This window comes from Arenimonas alkanexedens (genome assembly GCF_054781355.1).
The window spans coordinates 159,502-175,179 of sequence record NZ_BAAGUO010000001.1; the positions used below are offsets into that span (position 1 = coordinate 159,502).

General features: G+C 69.2%; 11 protein-coding genes. 8 read left to right on the plus strand and 3 right to left on the minus strand.

What is annotated here, in order from left to right:
• Window positions 1-4: 4 nt before the first annotated feature.
• Window positions 5-943: an ABC transporter permease gene (locus ACYVGY_RS00730; RefSeq protein ID WP_460455577.1), complete on the minus strand. Its 939-nt coding sequence runs from the start codon at window positions 941-943 to the stop codon at window positions 5-7.
• 78 nt (window positions 944-1,021) lie between these two features.
• On the opposite strand from ACYVGY_RS00730, the gene iadA reads away from it, so the two are divergent.
• From iadA to ACYVGY_RS00750, 4 genes are read left to right on the plus strand one after another with little or no spacing between them, the layout of a single operon-like run.
• Window positions 1,022-2,239 (plus strand): beta-aspartyl-peptidase, encoded by a 1,218-nt coding sequence (gene iadA, locus ACYVGY_RS00735; protein WP_460455578.1) that lies wholly within the window; start codon window positions 1,022-1,024, stop codon window positions 2,237-2,239.
• A gap of 4 nt (window positions 2,240-2,243) precedes the next feature.
• On the plus strand, window positions 2,244-3,083 hold the full coding sequence (locus tag ACYVGY_RS00740) for a cyanophycinase (protein ID WP_460455579.1): 840 nt from the start codon (window positions 2,244-2,246) through the stop codon (window positions 3,081-3,083).
• Window positions 3,084-3,092: 9 nt separating this feature from the next.
• Window positions 3,093-5,882, plus strand: coding sequence for a cyanophycin synthetase (gene cphA, locus ACYVGY_RS00745; RefSeq protein WP_460455580.1), 2,790 nt, complete (start codon window positions 3,093-3,095; stop codon window positions 5,880-5,882).
• Window positions 5,883-5,887: 5 nt separating this feature from the next.
• Window positions 5,888-7,633 carry a Mur ligase family protein gene (locus ACYVGY_RS00750; protein WP_460455581.1) on the plus strand — a complete coding sequence of 582 codons (1,746 nt, stop codon included), beginning with the start codon at window positions 5,888-5,890 and terminating at the stop codon, window positions 7,631-7,633.
• Window positions 7,634-8,123: 490 nt separating this feature from the next.
• Here ACYVGY_RS00750 and ACYVGY_RS00755 read toward each other — a convergent pair whose 3' ends face one another.
• On the minus strand, window positions 8,124-9,689 hold the full coding sequence (locus tag ACYVGY_RS00755; protein WP_460455582.1) for a peptide ABC transporter substrate-binding protein: 1,566 nt from the start codon (window positions 9,687-9,689) through the stop codon (window positions 8,124-8,126).
• 80 nt (window positions 9,690-9,769) lie between these two features.
• Between ACYVGY_RS00755 and ACYVGY_RS00760 the strand changes: the two genes are divergently transcribed.
• The 4 genes from ACYVGY_RS00760 (at window position 9,770) to ppc (ending at window position 15,272) form a co-directional block, all read left to right on the plus strand.
• Window positions 9,770-11,134, plus strand: a complete 1,365-nt coding sequence (locus tag ACYVGY_RS00760; RefSeq protein ID WP_460455583.1) for a glutamate--cysteine ligase — start codon at window positions 9,770-9,772, stop codon at window positions 11,132-11,134.
• A gap of 1 nt (window position 11,135) precedes the next feature.
• Window positions 11,136-11,858, plus strand: a complete 723-nt coding sequence (locus ACYVGY_RS00765) for a UPF0149 family protein (protein WP_460455584.1) — start codon at window positions 11,136-11,138, stop codon at window positions 11,856-11,858.
• Window positions 11,859-11,880: 22 nt separating this feature from the next.
• Window positions 11,881-12,411 (plus strand): DsrE family protein, encoded by a 531-nt coding sequence (locus tag ACYVGY_RS00770; RefSeq protein WP_460455585.1) that lies wholly within the window; start codon window positions 11,881-11,883, stop codon window positions 12,409-12,411.
• A 77-nt stretch (window positions 12,412-12,488) separates the two neighbouring features.
• Window positions 12,489-15,272 (plus strand): phosphoenolpyruvate carboxylase, encoded by a 2,784-nt coding sequence (gene ppc / locus ACYVGY_RS00775; RefSeq protein ID WP_460455586.1) that lies wholly within the window; start codon window positions 12,489-12,491, stop codon window positions 15,270-15,272.
• Window positions 15,273-15,275: 3 nt separating this feature from the next.
• Here the strand turns inward: ppc and ACYVGY_RS00780 are convergent, their stop codons facing one another.
• A complete protein-coding gene (locus ACYVGY_RS00780; RefSeq protein WP_460455587.1) occupies window positions 15,276-15,620 on the minus strand; it encodes a hypothetical protein in 345 nt (114 codons plus the stop codon).
• Between the last annotated feature and the right edge of the window lie 58 nt (window positions 15,621-15,678).

Genomic DNA, 15,678 nt, shown 5'->3' on the forward strand with positions numbered 1-15,678 from the left:
GCGATCAGTTCTCGGCATCGCGCAGGCGCGGATCCAGCCGGCCGCGCAAGGCATCCACTGCGGTATTGATCAGCACGATCGCCGCCCCGACCACCAGTACGACACCGAGCACCAGGGTGTAGTCGCGGTTGAGCGCGCCCTGCACGAAGTAGCGGCCGATGCCCGGGATGCCGAACACCTGTTCGACCACCGCCGAGCCGCTGACGACGTTGATCAGCGCGGGGCTCAGCCAGGCCACGACCGGCAGCAGGCCGGGGCGCAGGGCGTGCACGAACAGCAGCCGCGTTTCCGACAGGCCGCGGCCGCGGGCGGCGCGCAGGTAATCGGCGCCCAGCACTTCAAGCATGGCGGCGCGGGTGAGTCGCGCGCAGTAGGCAAGATTGGGCAGCGCCAGCGCGATGACCGGCAGCACCGCGCTGCGCCAGCCGCCGTCCCAGCCGCCGGCGGGCAGCCACTGCAGGGTCACCGCGAACAGCAGGATCAGCAGCGGCGCCGCGACGAACTTGGGCACCGCCAGGCCCAGGCCGGCGCCGAACATCAGCACCCGATCGATCCAGCGACCGGCCCGCAGCGCCGACCACACGCCCAGCGGCAGGCCGATCGCCAGCGCCAGCCCCAGCGCCAGCCCGCCGTTCACCAAGGTGATGGGCAGGCCGGCGGCGATCAGCTGGTTCACCGTGTAGTCGGGGTATTGGAACGAAGGCCCGAGGTCGCCCTGCAGTACGTCGCCCAGCCAGTGGCCGTACTGGGACAGCAGCGGCTGGTCCAGGCGGTACTGCGCCGCCAGCGCCGCCTCGACCTCGGGCGGTGCGGTTTTCTCGGTGTCGAAGGGGCCGCCCGGCGCCGCGCGCAGCAGCACGAAGCACAGGGTCGCCAGCAGCCACAGCGTCAGCAACGCCTCGAGGGAGCGGGCCAGGGCCCGTCGGAAAGGGGAGGCGGACATGGCGCGACTTTGCCCCACGCACCCGGGGCTGTCACGCTGTTCGGCCCAGCCCCGGGGCCAACTGGTACATTCGCGAAGATGCCCCACCCCAACGATGCACCACTGGTCCTGATCCGGGACGCCGAGGTTTACGCTCCCGAGCCATTGGGGCGGCGCCAGCTGTTGATCGGCGGCGGTCGCATTCTGTGGATTGGCGGCATGGAGGACGCGGCGCCCGCCGCGCTTCCGCTCGAGATCATTGATCTGCAGGGCCAGCGCCTGATTCCCGGCCTGATCGATGGCCACGTGCACGTCACCGGCGGCGGTGGCGAAAGTGGGTTTGCATCGCGCGTGCCCGCGCTGCCGCTGTCGCGCTACACCTCGGGTGGCGTCACCACCGTGATCGGCGTGCTGGGCACCGATGACCTGGCGCGCTCCACCCGCGAGCTGGTCGCCGGCGTCATGGGCCTGCGCGAAGAGGGCCTGAGCGCCTGGGCGCACTGCGGCGGCTACCACCTGCCGCCGGCCACGATCACCGGCAGCGTGCGCGGCGACATCGCTTTCATCGACTGCATCATCGGCGTGGGCGAAGTGGCGCTGAGCGACCATCGCTCCAGCCAGCCCACGCTGGACGAACTCCTGAAGCTGGCGTCCGAAGCGCACGTCGGCGGCCTGATGACCGGCAAGGCCGGCATCGTCCACCTGCACCTGGGCGACGGCGTGCGCGGACTCGAGCTGGTGCGGCAGGCGCTGGACACCAGCGAGCTGCCCGCGCGCGTTTTCAATCCCACGCATGTGAACCGCCGCAAGGCGCTGTTCGAAGAAGCGCTGGCGCTGGCCGAACGTGGCTGCACTATCGACATCACCGCGTTCCCCGTCGCCGAGGGCGAAGATGCCTGGAGCGCGGCCGACGCGCTGGGGCACTATCTCGCCAGCGGCATGCCCAGTGGCAACGTCACTGTCAGCTCCGACGCCGGCGGCTGCCTGGCCTGCTTCGACCACGAAGGGCAGGTCTGCGGCATGGACATCGGCGCCCCCGCGGCGCTGGGCGCCACCCTGGCCCAGCTGCTCGCGCGCGGGCTGCCGCTGGAGCGCGTGCTTCCCGCGTTCACCGCCAATGTTGCCCGGCTGCTGCGGCTGCCGCGCAAGGGGCGGCTCTGCGTCGGCGCCGATGCCGATCTGGTCGTGCTAGATGCCCAGCACCGGGTTCGCGACGTGATGGCGCGGGGCGCCTGGCATGTACGCGATGCGGTGCAGGTGCTCAGCGGCACCTTCGAGGGCGCCAGCCCGTCAAACAACTCAAAGCAAGGACGCTAGACCGATGCCCAGCAAAACCCCCGACGGCGCCCAGCGCGGATGGATCATCCCGATTGGTGGCGCCGAGGAGAAGGAAGACCGCCCCGAGATCCTGCGCCGCTTCGTCGCGCTTTGCGGCGGCGCCGAGGCCAACATCGTCGTGATCCCAAGCGCCAGCAAGCTGCGCGAGACCGGGCCGCGCTATGTCTCGCTGTTCCAGGAGCTGGGCGCAGGCGAGGTGGAGTCGATGGACTTCGACACCCGGCGCGATGCCGAGGAGCCTCACCGTCTGGCGCGACTCGAACAGGCCAACGGCATCTTCTTCACCGGCGGCAACCAGCTGCGCATCACCACGCTGCTCGGCGGTACGCCGGTGTCGCGCCTGATCCGCAGCCTGAACGCGGGCGGCGTACACGTGGCCGGCACCAGCGCCGGCGCGGCGGTGCTGAGTGAACACATGATCGCCTTCGGTGAAGAGGGTGGCTCACCCCGCGCCGGCAGCGTCCGCCTGGCGCCGGGCCTGGGCCTGACCAATCGTTTCATCATTGACCAGCATTTCCGGCAGCGCGACCGGCTGGGTCGCCTGACGACGGCCCTGGCTTTCAATCCGTTCGCCATCGGCATCGGCCTGGACGAAGACACCGCCGCCTTCATCGGCCCCGACAACGAAGTGGAGGTGCTGGGCAGCGGTGGCGTGACCGTCGTTGACGCGCACGGCCTGCAGTTCTCGTCCATGGACCAGGTGGCCGAAGGCGAGCCGGTGTGCGTGCTGGGACTCGCCGTGCACGTGCTGACCGCCGGGGCCACCTTCAACCTGCATACGCGCCGCGCTTCGGCCGGCGCGCTTTCCGTCAGCAAGAAATAGGAACCGACCATGCGCATCCTCGACCGTTCGATCTACGTGGGCCCGTCGCTGTATGCGCATTTCCCGGTCATCCGGCTGGAGCTGGACCTGGGGGTGCTGGAAGACTGGCCGACCGGCAAGCTCGGCCCGGCCTTCGTGGACGCCCTGGTGGCGGCGCTGCCGGGCCTGGCCCAGCACGGCTGTTCCTATCGCGAACCGGGCGGATTCGTCCGGCGCATGACCGAAGGCGAGGGCACGTGGCTGGGCCACGTGCTCGAACACGTCGCGATCGAGCTGCAGAACGTCGCGGGTGAAGACGTCACCTTCGGCAAGACCCGCAGCACCGACAAGCCTGGCGTCTATACCGTCGTTTACGAGCACGTGCAGAAGGAAGAGGGCGTCGCCGCCGGTGAGCTCGCGATGCGGCTGCTGTCGTCGCTGTTGCCGCCCGAGCTGCGAACGGCCGGCAGCGTACCCGAGGACTGGCAGTGGGATGTAGCCCGCGATGAGTTCATCCGCTACGCCCAGCGCCGCGCCTTGGGTCCGTCCACCATGTCGCTGGTACGCGCCGCCGAAGAGCGCGGCATTCCCTGGCTGCGCTTGAACGGGCAGTCGCTGGTGCAGCTGGGCCATGGCAAGTACCAGCAGCGCATCCAGGCGACCGTCACCGGGCGCACGCCGCACATCGCGGTGGAGCTGGCCGGCGACAAAGAGGAGACCAACAAGATCCTGGGCTCGCTCGGTCTGCCGGTGCCGCGCCAGGAGCTGGTGCAGAACGAATCGGCGGCCATTCGCGCCGCGCGCAAGATCGGCTACCCGGTGGTCACCAAGCCCTACAACGGCAACCACGGGCGCGGCATTTCCATCTGCCTGCGTACCGACGAAGAAGTGGTGGCGGGCTTCAACAAAGCCAAGGAAATATCGCGTTCGGTCATCGTCGAGACCTTCATGGAAGGCGACGACCACCGCCTGCTGGTGGTCAATGGCGAGCTGGTCGCCGCCACCCGCCGCACGCCGGGGCATGTGGTGGGCGACGGCAGCCACACCGTGGCCGAGCTCGTGGACAAGGTGAACCAGGACCCGCGCCGTGGCGTCGGCCATGAAAAAGTGCTCACGCGCATCGAGCTCGACGCCCAGGCCGAGATGATGATGGCCCGCGAGAACGTCGACGCCGGCACCGTGATCGCGTCGGGCCGCGTCCTGTACCTGCGTTCCACCGCCAATCTTTCCACCGGCGGCACCGCCACCGACGTCACCGACATCATCCATCCCGACAACCGCGACATGGCCATGCGCGCCATCCGCGCCATCGGCCTGGACGTGGGCGGCGTGGACTTCATCACCACCAACATCGCCGAAAGTTACAAGGCCATCGGCGGCGGCATCTGCGAGTGCAATGCCGCGCCCGGTTTCCGCATGCACGTGGCGCCCAGCGAAGGCACGCCGCGCGACGTCGCCGGCCCGGTCATCGACATGCTGTTCCCGTCCGGCGCCCCCGCCAGCGTGCCGATCGCGGCGGTCACCGGCACCAACGGCAAGACCACCACCGCGCGCATGCTCGCCCACATCACCAAGATGGCCGGCTACACGCCCGGTCTGACCACCACCGACGGCGTCTACATCGACGGCCAGCGCACGGTGGAAGGCGACATGACCGGCCCGGTGTCGGCGCGCATGGTGCTGGCGGATCCCCAAATTGACATCGCGGTGCTGGAAACGGCGCGCGGCGGCCTGCTCCGTGCCGGCATGGGCGTGCGCCACGTCAACGTCGGCGCGGTCCTGAACGTCCAGTCCGATCACCTCGGCCTCAAAGGCATCGACACCCTGGACCAGCTGGCCGAGCTCAAGCGCATCGTGGTCGAGGTCGCGACCGACTGCGCCGTGCTCAACGCCGACGACCCGCACGTGCTCAAGATGTCCGGCTACACCGAGGCCAAGGTGATCTGCTACGTCACCATGAATCCGCAGCATGGCCTGGTGCGCGAACACATCCGCGCCGGCGGCCGTGCCTGCGCGCTCGAAGCCGGCGTCAACGGCCAGATGATCACGCTGTATGACAAGGGCAGCCACATCCCGCTGCTGTGGACGCACCTGATTCCGGCGACCCTCGAAGGTCGGGCCCTGCACAACGTGCAGAACGCCATGGTTGCCGCCTCGATGGCGTTCTCGCTCGGCATCAAGCTCGACGCCATCCGCCACGGGCTGCGCACCTTCGACACCACCTTCTTCCAGGCGCCCGGGCGCATGAACGTGTTCAACGAGCATCCGTTCAAGGTGCTGTTCGACTACGGCCACAACGCCCACGCCGTCGGCGTGATGGCGGACCTGGCGCAGCGGCTGGACATCACCGGCCGGCGCATCGTGGTGCTGGCGGGTCCGGGCGACCGCCGCGACGAAGACCTGGTGGCGATCGCCGACGCCGTGGCCGGCCGCTTCGACCACTACATCTGCCGGCGCGATGACGCCCTGCGCGGCCGTGATGGCGACGAAGTGCCGCGCATCCAGGCCAAGGCGCTGATGGCCAAGGGCATTCCCGCCGAAGCCATTTCCATTATTCCTGACGAACAAAAAGCCATTGATGCCGCGCTGCGCATGGGTCAGCCGGGTGACCTGCTGCTCATCTTTGCCGACGCGCTGGTGCGGTCCTGGAAGCAGGTCACCAAGTTCCGCCCGGACGGTGTACTCGCCGCGGCGGTGCCGACGCCGGCGCCGCGCGCGCCGATTCCCGAGCCCCTGCGGGAAGAGCCCGCGCTGAGCGATTTCGAAGGCGTGGTGCGGGACGAGCGCGGCGTACACCTGCCGCGCGAGGAAAACGACTGAGCACCTTGCACGCCCTGCCGTTCGACGACTCGCGGCGCCTGACCGGGCCCAATCTGTATTTCGCCGGCACCGGGGCGGTGCTGGAGACGCAGGGCGAAGGCGCCGACTCGTCGGCCGACTGGGCCGGTTGGCACGAGCGCGTGCAGCGCATGACGACCGCGCTGGGCTGGCCGGCCGGGACGGTCATGATGCGACCGCATCCGGGCGGCGCGGCGCTGGCCTTCACCGCACCGTCGGACGGGCTTTACGTCGCCACCGAAATCAACGAATGGGCCTGGCTGTCGCAGCGGCGCGCGTTCGTGCTGCATGCGCCGGGTCATCCCGCCGCCTGGGACGAAGCGTCCGCCCAGCACACCCTGGCGGCGATGGTGGCCGATGAAGCGAATCCTCGGCTGCGCGCGCTCGAGGCGCAGGCCATTGCACGCGGCGTGCCAGTGTTGGCTGATGACGATGCCTTGACGCTGGGGCTGGGCGAGGGTGGCCAGACCTGGCCCATCGACGCGCTGCCGGACATCGCCGACGTGGACTGGTCGGCGCGGCACGCCATCCCCACCGTCATGGTCACCGGCACCAACGGCAAGACGACAACTACGCGCCTGGTGGCGGCGATGCTGCGCGCGCACGGCCTGCGCAGCGGCCACAGCTGCACCGACGGCGTGTTCGTGGCCGGCGAGCAGATCGCCAGCGGTGACTTCTCCGGCCCGGGCGGCGCCCGCGCCGTCCTGCGCGACACGCGGGTGCAGGCCGCGGTGCTGGAAACTGCCCGCGGCGGCATGCTGCGGCGCGGCCTGGTGCTGCCGCGCGTGGACGTCGCCGCCGTCACGAACGTCAGCGACGATCATTTCGGCGAGTACGGCATCTTCGACCTCGACGCGCTGGTGGAAGCCAAGCTCACGGTCGCGCGCGCCCTCGACGCCGAAGGCGTGCTCGTACTCAACGCCGACGACGCGCGGCTCGCCGCTCGCGGTGAATCCTTGCACTGCCGCTTCGCCTGGTTCGCCCGCGACCACGACCATCCGCGACTGCGCGCGCACCGCGCCGTCGGCGGCGCTACCTGCGGCGTTCACGGCGGCATGCTGCATCTTTCCAGCGGCGAACAGGGCGTAGACATCGCCGACATCGACACCATGCCGCTCACGGAAGGCGGCCTGGCCGAATACAACATCGGCAACGCCGCCGCCGCCAGCCTGCTGGCCCAGGCCCTGGGCGTGCCGCCAGAAACCATCGCCGGCGTGCTGGCGCGTTTCGGCAGCGAGCCTGGCGACAACCCCGGCCGCCTGCAGCGCTGGAACTTCGGCGGCCTGCGCCTGCTGCTCGACTACGCGCACAACCCCGAGGGCATGCGCGGCCTGCTGCGCGTGGCGCGCTCCGGCGGACCCAAGCGCCTGGGCCTGGTGCTGGGCCAGGCAGGCAACCGCGGCAACGACGACATCCGGGCGCTGGCCGGGGTAGCCGCCGATGCCAAGCCCGACTTCGTCGTCCTCAAGGACATCGACGGCTTCATCCGCGGTCGCGAAACTGGCGAAGTGGCCGAAGTGATCGGCGCCGAACTCCGCCGCCGCGGACTGCGCGACGATCAACTGCGCATCTGCCTGCCCGAACTCGGCGCCGTCCGCGAACTGCTCGCCTGGGCACAGCCCGGCGACGTACTGGTGCTGCCCATCCACGCGCTCGACGCCAAGGCCGAAGTGCAAGCCCTGCTCGACGCCCTCGCAGCCTCCCACTGGCAGCCTGGCGAACCGCTGCCCTGAGCCTGGTTTTTTCTCCGCGGCGATGGAGTGGGCCTTGGTCCATCGCTGACATTGCCAGCGTGGCATCTGGCGCCGTCGTCACCGCGGAAGCGAGGGTCACTTCCTACTCAGTGAAGCCTTTTATTTCGCAGGAAGTGACCCTCACTTCCACGGCGCCGCCGGGTCGTGGAGCCATGGTTTGCTGATCGGCGAGACGGTGAGATGTCCGCGCTTTGCTTGCGCCTGTGGCAGCACGTTCTCTCCCGCGGCATTTTTCTGCGGATCCGGCTTGGTTGACTCGTTGCCTGCGCTGGTGCCGTGTGCGGCCTAGCGCGGCGCGTCCCTTCGGACACTTTTAGGTCAGGCCGGCGCAAGCGCGAGTGTGCGGGCCAGTCCGACGTTCGAGGCCCCAACGTGCCGGACGGCCACCAGCCTTTGGGCTGCGCTGCGACACAGCTACCTCGTGCAACGCCGGCGCTGCGATGAATATCCGAAAAAAACTACGCCGAAACTACTCCGCCGCAGAGCCGATCCGCAGGAAGCGAGTGGGGTGGCGATCCAGCGCATTGGCTTCGAAGCCCTGCACCTCGGTGCGCACCAAGTGCTTGGACGTATAGAAGTAGACCGGCACCAAGGCGTGCGCCGACAACAGCTGCGTTTCCGCCTGACGCAGCAGCGCAGCGCGCTCGGCCAGCGTCGGCGCCAGATCGGCGGCGTCGAGCAGAGCGGTGAAATGGGCGTCGTCGTAACCGGTCCAGTTGGCCGGACTGTCGGCGCGGAAACCGTCCAGGAAGTTGCGCGCATCGTCCACGTCGGCGATCCAGCCACCGCGGAACACCTGCGTGATCACCTTCTGCCGGCGATTGCCGACAAACACCTTCCACTCCTCGTTGCGCAGCCGCACCTTTGCGCCCAGCACCTCGCGCCACATCGCGGCCACCGCCAGCGACAGGCGCCGGTGCGGCGTGGAGGTGTTGTAGCGCAGCTCCACTTCCAGCGGGCGCTCAGGCCCGTAGCCGGCCTCGGCATAGCGCCGCCGCGCCAGCGCCTCGCGCTGCGTTTGCGTCGCCCGCCCCCAGCCCAGCGAAGCCGGCGTGTAGTCGGCCACGCCCGGCGGCACCAGCCCGAACGCCGGCGTCTCGCCCAGGGCGGTGACGTGGCGCGTCAGGATGTCGCGGTCTATCGCCAGCGACAGCGCCTCGCGTAGCGCCACATTGCCTTCGAACGGCGGCTGCTCAAGATTGAAGCCCAGCCAGAACGCGCCCAGGTAGGGACTGATGCGCAGCTGGTCGCCGAAGCGCTGGCGCAGCTGCGGCAGCGGCTGCGGGGGCACCGTTTCGGTGATGTGCAGGCCGCCGGCCTCGAAACGCTTGAGCTCGCTGCTGGCGTCCTCGGTGACGTGGAAGCGCACGCGCTCGATCGGCGCGGCTTCGCGGAAGCGCGGGTTTCGTTCCAGGGTGATCATGGCCTGCGGCAGCCAGTCGGCCAGTTGGTAGGCACCGTTCACCACCAGCTTGCCTGGCCGCGTGTGCTGGGCGCCGTGCTCGGCGATCGCCGGCAGATAGACCGGGTAGGCCGTGGGCAGGGTGAGCAGGCGCGGCAGGTCGGCGCTGCGTTTAAGGGTGAAAACCACCGTTCCGGAGTCCGGCGCGGCCACGCCCAGTCGGGCGGGCGCCAGTTCGCCGCGCTGCACTTGGGCGGCGTTCTCGATGGCGTCGAAGTGCCCCGCGAACGGCGCTGCCGTCAGCGGCGCAAAGGCCCGGCGGAAGCTGGCCACCACCTGGGGCGCATCCAGGACCTGCCCGTTGGACCAGCGCAGGCCCGGCCGCAGGTGGAAGGTCCAGCTGCGGCCATTGGCCGAAACCTCCCATGATTCCGCCATACCCGGGATCAGACGCCCCGCGCTGTCCTCGGCCACCAGACCCTCGTACAGGTCCCGCAGCACGTTGGCGCAGGCCACCTCCGGGCAGCGGTGGGCGTCCAGGGTCGAGGGTTCCGGGCCATTGCCGCGCTCCAGCGCCTGCCCCAGGGCCGGGCCGCAACACAGCAACAGCACCGACAGAACGCCGGCTTTCACGGGTTGCGGGATAAGATCGCCATCCTTGCGATTGTAGGCCAGTGCCCGCACATCGCTTCAAACCCAGCAAGGCGCAGCCCGTGTCCGGACCCAGCAACGACAATGAAAGCCCCATCACCGGTCGCGACCAACTGGTCGAGTACCTGGCCTCGGGTTCGCGCCCCGCGTCCGAATGGACCATCGGCACCGAGCACGAGAAGTTCGGCTTCCGGCTCGACGACCTGCGCCCGCCGACCTGGGACGGCCCCCAGGGCATCGAGGCGATGCTGCGCGGGCTGACCCGCTTTGGCTGGGTGCCTTACGAGGAAAAGGGCAAGCTGATCGCCCTGACCAAGGACGGCGCCTCGGTGACCCTCGAACCCGCCGGCCAGCTTGAGCTGTCGGGCGCCATGCTCACCGACATCCACCAGACCTGTCGCGAGACCAACCTGCACCTGCGCGAAGTGAAGACCGTCAGCGAGGAGCTGGGCCTGGGCTTCCTGGGCATGGGCTTCCAGCCCAAGTGGCGCCGCGACGAAATGCCGTGGATGCCCAAGGGCCGCTACAAGATCATGCGCGACTACATGCCCAAGCGCGGCAACCTGGGCCTGGACATGATGACGCGCACCTGCACGGTGCAGGTGAACCTGGACTTCGGCAGCGAAGCCGACATGGTGAAGAAGTTCCGGGTGTCGCTGGCGCTGCAGCCGATCGCCACGGCGCTGTTCGCCGATTCGCCCTTCACCGAAGGCAAGCCGAACGGCTACCTGTCGTACCGCTCGCACATCTGGACCGACACCGATCCCGACCGCACCGGCATGCTCGACTTCGTGTTCGAGGACGGCTTCGGCTTCGAGCGCTACGTGGACTACCTGCTGCAGGTGCCGATGTACTTCAGCTATCGCGATGAGGAATACATTGACCTCAGCGGCCAGGACTTCCGCAAGTTCATGCGCGGCGAACTGGCGGCGCTGCCGGGCCAGCTGCCGACCATGAAGGACTGGGCCGACCACATGACCACGTCCTTCCCCGAAGTGCGGCTGAAGAAATACCTGGAAATGCGCGGCGCCGACGGCGGCCCATGGAATAGGCTGTGCGCGCTGCCGGCGTTCTGGGTCGGCCTGCTGTACGACCAGGAATCGCTGGACGCTGCCTGGGACCTGGTGAAGGACTTCACGATGCAGGAGCGGCATGCGCTGCGCGACGGCGTGCCCAAGCACGCGCTGAAGCTGCCGTTCCGCGGGGCGACCGTGCGCGAGCTGGCGCTGGAAGCGCTGAAGATCGCCGGCAACGGCCTCAAGCGTCGCAATCGCCTCAACGCAACCGGCGCCAACGAAACGGTCTTCCTGGAGCCGCTGCTGGAGTTCGCCTTCGCCAACGAAACCCCCGCCGAGCGCAAGCTGGCCCTGTTCCACGGGGCGTGGAAGGGCAGCGTGGACCCGGTCTTCAAAGAGTTTGCCTACTGACATGTCTACCGTTAAAGCCGACTGGTTCCGCGCCAACGACCCGCGCATCGACGAACTCGACCATCTGCTCGAGCAGCGCGCCGTGCCGCACGGTGGCTACGGCCTCGAGCAGCTCGACGGCTACCTGAGTGCGCTGGTGCTCAGCCCGGGCGAGATCATCGCGCCGGACGAATGGTTCGCGCGGGTCTGGGGCAAGACGCCGCCGCGCTGGGAAGGCGAGGCCGACGAGGCGGCCGCGCGCGCGCTGCTGATGCTGGCCTGGAACACCGCCGCGCGCCGGGTTCGCTTCAACAGCGATGACATGACCGTGGACGGTGCGCTGTTCTGGTGGCTGCCCGACGATCCCGACGCCGATCACGGCGCCGACGTCGACATCGGCGCGGCCTGGGGTGCGGGCTTCCTGGACGGCATGGACCTGCGTTCCGAGGCCTGGGATGCCTGGATCGAGAAGGACGAGTGGATCGGTGAGGTCGAGGGCTATGTCGAGGCGCTGGCCGTGGGCAGCTACCCGGCGGAACAGGAGGGTGGGGCCACCACGCCGCTGCCCTACAGCGAGCGCCTGGAGATCCACGCGGGCCTGCCCGACATGCTGCACGACCTGCACGTTCACCGCATCGAGTCGCTGACGCCGCGTGAACCCGTGCGCCGCGCCGTTACCCCCGAGCGCAACGAGCCTTGCCCTTGCGGCAGCGGGAAAAAGTACAAAAAATGCTGCGGAGCTTGAAATCACTATTTGGAGAAAGGCGATGAAGCAACGCCCTGTGTTCTGCGTATTCCTGTCGGTGCTGCTGGCGCCCTGCGTCTGGGCTGGGCCGAAGGACTTCACGGCCGGTCCCGCCATCAAGGAATTTGGCGCCGTCGCCGCGGTGCCCTCGGCCGCCCCGATCGCAGCCAGCACCCGGTTCCAGGTCGCCTTTGACGTGGCGACCGCGGCCGAGCCCGGCAGCCTGAACCGTCAGCTGGAAAGCGCCGCGCGCTTCATCAACATGCACGTGGCGGCCGGCGTGCCGAAAGAGAATCTGAATCTCGCCATCGTCGTCCACGGCGGTGCCGCAATGGATCTCACGCGCGACGCCAAGTTCGGCAGCGCCAATCCCAATGCCGCGCTGATCGCCGCGCTGCACGAGGCCGGCGTGAGCATTCAGCTCTGCGGCCAGACCGCCGCCTACCGCGACATCAGCGCGGAAGACCTGCTGCCTGGCGTCACCATGGCGCTCTCGGCGATGACCGCGCATGCCCAGCTGCAGCAGGCGGGCTACACCGTCAATCCCTTCTGAGCCAGCGCCGCGCGTCGCAGGGATGAAAGCGCGGCCGGTGGATGCACAGTGACCCGGAGAGGCGTTACGCTGGTGGAATGACCCAGACCTCCTCCGACACCGCCCCCCTTGAGTCGCTGCGCGACATCGACCTGCCGCCTACCGACGCCCTGCTGCGCGAGGACGTGAAGCGTCTGGGCGCCCTGGTCGGTGAGATTCTCGCCGAGCAGGTCTCGCCGGACTTCCTGGATGAGGTCGAGGCCCTGCGCGTGGCCGCGATTCGTCGCCGTGAAGCCGAGGCGCCGATCGAAGCGCTCTCCGACCGCCTGCATGATCTGCCGCTGGACCGGGCCGAACTCCTGGTTCGCGCGTTCGCCGCCTACTTCCAGGCCGTGAACCTCGCCGAGCGCGTGCATCGCATCCGACGCCGCCGCGACTACCAGCGCCTGGGCGAGTCCCCGCAGCCGGGTGGCCTCGAGGATTCCCTGCGCCAGCTCAAGGCCGCCGGCGTGGACGCGGCGACGGTCTCGGCCCTGGTCGCCCGCTTGCGCGTGGAGCCGGTGTTCACCGCGCATCCGACCGAAGCCGTGCGTCGCGCCCTGCTCGAGAAGGAAAGCACGGTCGTGCGCTGCCTGATCGAAGACATCGATCGCAACCTCACCCCGCAGGAGCGTCGCGCCGACATCGAGCGCATGCGCCTGGCCCTGACCGCCAGCTGGCAGACCGACGAAACGCCGCCCGAGAAGCCCAGCGTCGCCGACGAGTTCGAGCACGTGGCGTTCTACCTGTCCGACGTGCTGTATCGCGTGCTGCCGGTCTTCCACGAAGCCTTCGACGAGGCGCTGGAAGCGGTCTACGGCGAGGACGCGCCGGTGCTGCCGCCCCTGCTCGGGTTTGGTTCCTGGGTCGGCGGCGACATGGACGGCAACCCGAACGTTGGCGCCGCCACCATCGAAACCACGCTGTCGGGCCAGCGCGCGCTGGTGCTGGCCAATTACCGCCGTGACCTGGCGCGTCTGGGCGCCCTGCTCAGTCAGTCGTCTGGTCGCGTGGAGGTGGCGCCTGAACTTATTCGGCGCAGCGATGACTACGCGCGGCGTTTCCCGAAGGCGGCCGACAAGATCAAGGCCCGCCATGCGGACATGCCCTACCGGCGCTTCGCGGCGCTGGTATCGGCGCGCCTGGCCGCGACCGCCCAGGACAAGCGTGACGGCTATGGCGACGCCAGCGGCTTCCTCGACGATATCCGCCTGATGGAAGCCAGCCTTGCGGCGAACGGTGGCGAACACGCGGGCGTTTTCGCCGTGCGCCGGCTGCGACGTCGGGCCGAGGCGTTCGGCTTCCATCTGGCCACGCTGGACCTGCGCCAGGAATCCACCCAGCACGACCTGGCCCTGGCCGACCTGCTGGGGGATGAGGCGTGGTCGGAGCGGGAGTGGGAAGACCGGGCGGCGCGTTTGCGCGAGCTGATCGTGGCCGGCGGTTCGGGCCTGAAGGCCCTCCCACAGCCGCCACCGGTAGGAGGGCCTTCAGGCCCGAACGCTCCAGGTGTCTCCGACCGCATCCTCGACGTCTTCCGCACCGTCGCCCAATCCCTGCCGCTCTACGGCGCCCGCGCCTTCGGCCCCTACATCATCAGCATGAGCCGCAGCGCCGCCGATGCCCTGGCGGTGATCGCCCTGGCGCGTATCGCAGGCTGCGTGGACGAGGCCGACGCCGTGCCGCTGGACGTGGCGCCGCTGTTCGAGACCGTGGACGACCTGCAGGCCGCCGCCGACACCCTGCGTTCGCTGTTCGCCGACCCGGTCTACCGCGAGCACCTGCGCGTGCGCGGCGATCGCCAGATGGTGATGCTGGGCTATTCCGACAGCGCCAAGGACGGTGGCCTGGTGGCCTCGCGCTGGGCGCTGCAGCAGACCCAGGTGCAGCTGACCGCGCTCGCCGCCGAGGCGGGCGTGCGCATCGCCTTCTTCCACGGTCGCGGCGGTTCGCTGTCGCGCGGTGGCGGCAAGACCGAGCGCGCCGTGATTGCCGCGCCGCGCGGCTCCGTGGACGGAACCCTGCGCCTGACCGAGCAGGGCGAGGTGATCCATCGCAAGTACGGCATCCGCGCCATCGCCCTGCGCAATCTCGAGCAGATGACCGGAGCCGTGCTGCGCGCCAGCCTCCGGCCCCGCGCCGCCGAGCCGCGCGAGGCCGCCTGGCGCGCCATGGCCGCGGAGATCGCGGCCTCGGCGCGAGCCCACTATCGCGGCCTGGTCTACGAGCGTGCCGGGTTCGTGGACTACTTCCGCGCCGCAACGCCCATTGACGTGATCGAGCGCCTGCGCATCGGCTCGCGCCCCAGCAAGCGCGGACAGGCCGGCGGCGTGGCCTCACTGCGCGCAATCCCGTGGGTGTTCGCCTGGTCGCAGAACCGCTGTGGCCTGACGGCCTGGCTGGGCGTGGGAACCGGGCTTGCCGAAGCAGTGGAAAAGCATGGCCGCGACGCCGTGGCTGAAATGGCGCGCGACTGGCCTTTCTTCGCCACCCTGGTCGATGACGTTGAAATGGTGCTGGCCAAATCGGACCTGGGCATCTTCGAGCGTTATTCACGCCTGGCTGGCGACGCCCATGATGACTTCTTCCCGGACATCGCCGCCGAGTTCGCGCGCACCCACGACACCATCCTGGCGCTCAAGGGCAACGACGAACTGCTGGCCAATGACTTCCGCCTGCGCCAGTCCATCCGTCTGCGCAATCCCTACGTGGATCCGATCAGCCTGCTGCAGGTGGACCTGCTGGCGCGCTGGCGCGCCGCGGGGCGTCCCGAGGACGCGCTGTTCCATGCGCTGGTGACGACGGTCAACGGCATCGCCGCCGGCGTCCAGAACACCGGCTGAGTTTCAGCCGGCGCGCACGTCCGCGAGTTCCCAGTGGCTGCCGGCCAGCAGCCGCATGCGCTGCCGGAGCAGCCCGTGGGAGAGTGAAGTGCGGGCTTCGAGCTCGATCTTCAGGTCGCGCTGCACGCCGGTAACGCGCGCGTCGGGATCGACCAGGCCCAAGGCGGCGTCCACTTCGTCGGGCTCGTCCTGCATCGCCTTCCAGCGTTCGAAGAGTGCCGGTGTCCGCAGGGCGGCCTCCAGCTCCTCGGCAAAACCATCGGCGCCTACCGAGTGGAAAGACAGCGTCGGCTCGTCACCGCGCGCCAGCGCGGGGTCCGGGAGGCGGATCATAAAGCGGCTTGCCATCGTGTTTTCTCCGTCCGGGGCGATGCATCGAGCATAACGCCCCGGACATGAACCCCGG

Coding starts and splice junctions, on each gene's coding strand:
- ACYVGY_RS00770 (WP_460455585.1), top strand. CDS start 11,881: ATGAAGCAACGCCCTGTGTTCTGCGTATTCCTGTCGGTGCTGCTGGCG.
- ACYVGY_RS00740 (WP_460455579.1), top strand. CDS start 2,244: ATGCCCAGCAAAACCCCCGACGGCGCCCAGCGCGGATGGATCATCCCG.
- ACYVGY_RS00730 (WP_460455577.1), bottom strand. CDS start 943: ATGTCCGCCTCCCCTTTCCGACGGGCCCTGGCCCGCTCCCTCGAGGCG.
- iadA (WP_460455578.1), top strand. CDS start 1,022: ATGCCCCACCCCAACGATGCACCACTGGTCCTGATCCGGGACGCCGAG.
- ACYVGY_RS00780 (WP_460455587.1), bottom strand. CDS start 15,620: ATGGCAAGCCGCTTTATGATCCGCCTCCCGGACCCCGCGCTGGCGCGC.
- ppc (WP_460455586.1), top strand. CDS start 12,489: ATGACCCAGACCTCCTCCGACACCGCCCCCCTTGAGTCGCTGCGCGAC.
- ACYVGY_RS00765 (WP_460455584.1), top strand. CDS start 11,136: ATGTCTACCGTTAAAGCCGACTGGTTCCGCGCCAACGACCCGCGCATC.
- cphA (WP_460455580.1), top strand. CDS start 3,093: ATGCGCATCCTCGACCGTTCGATCTACGTGGGCCCGTCGCTGTATGCG.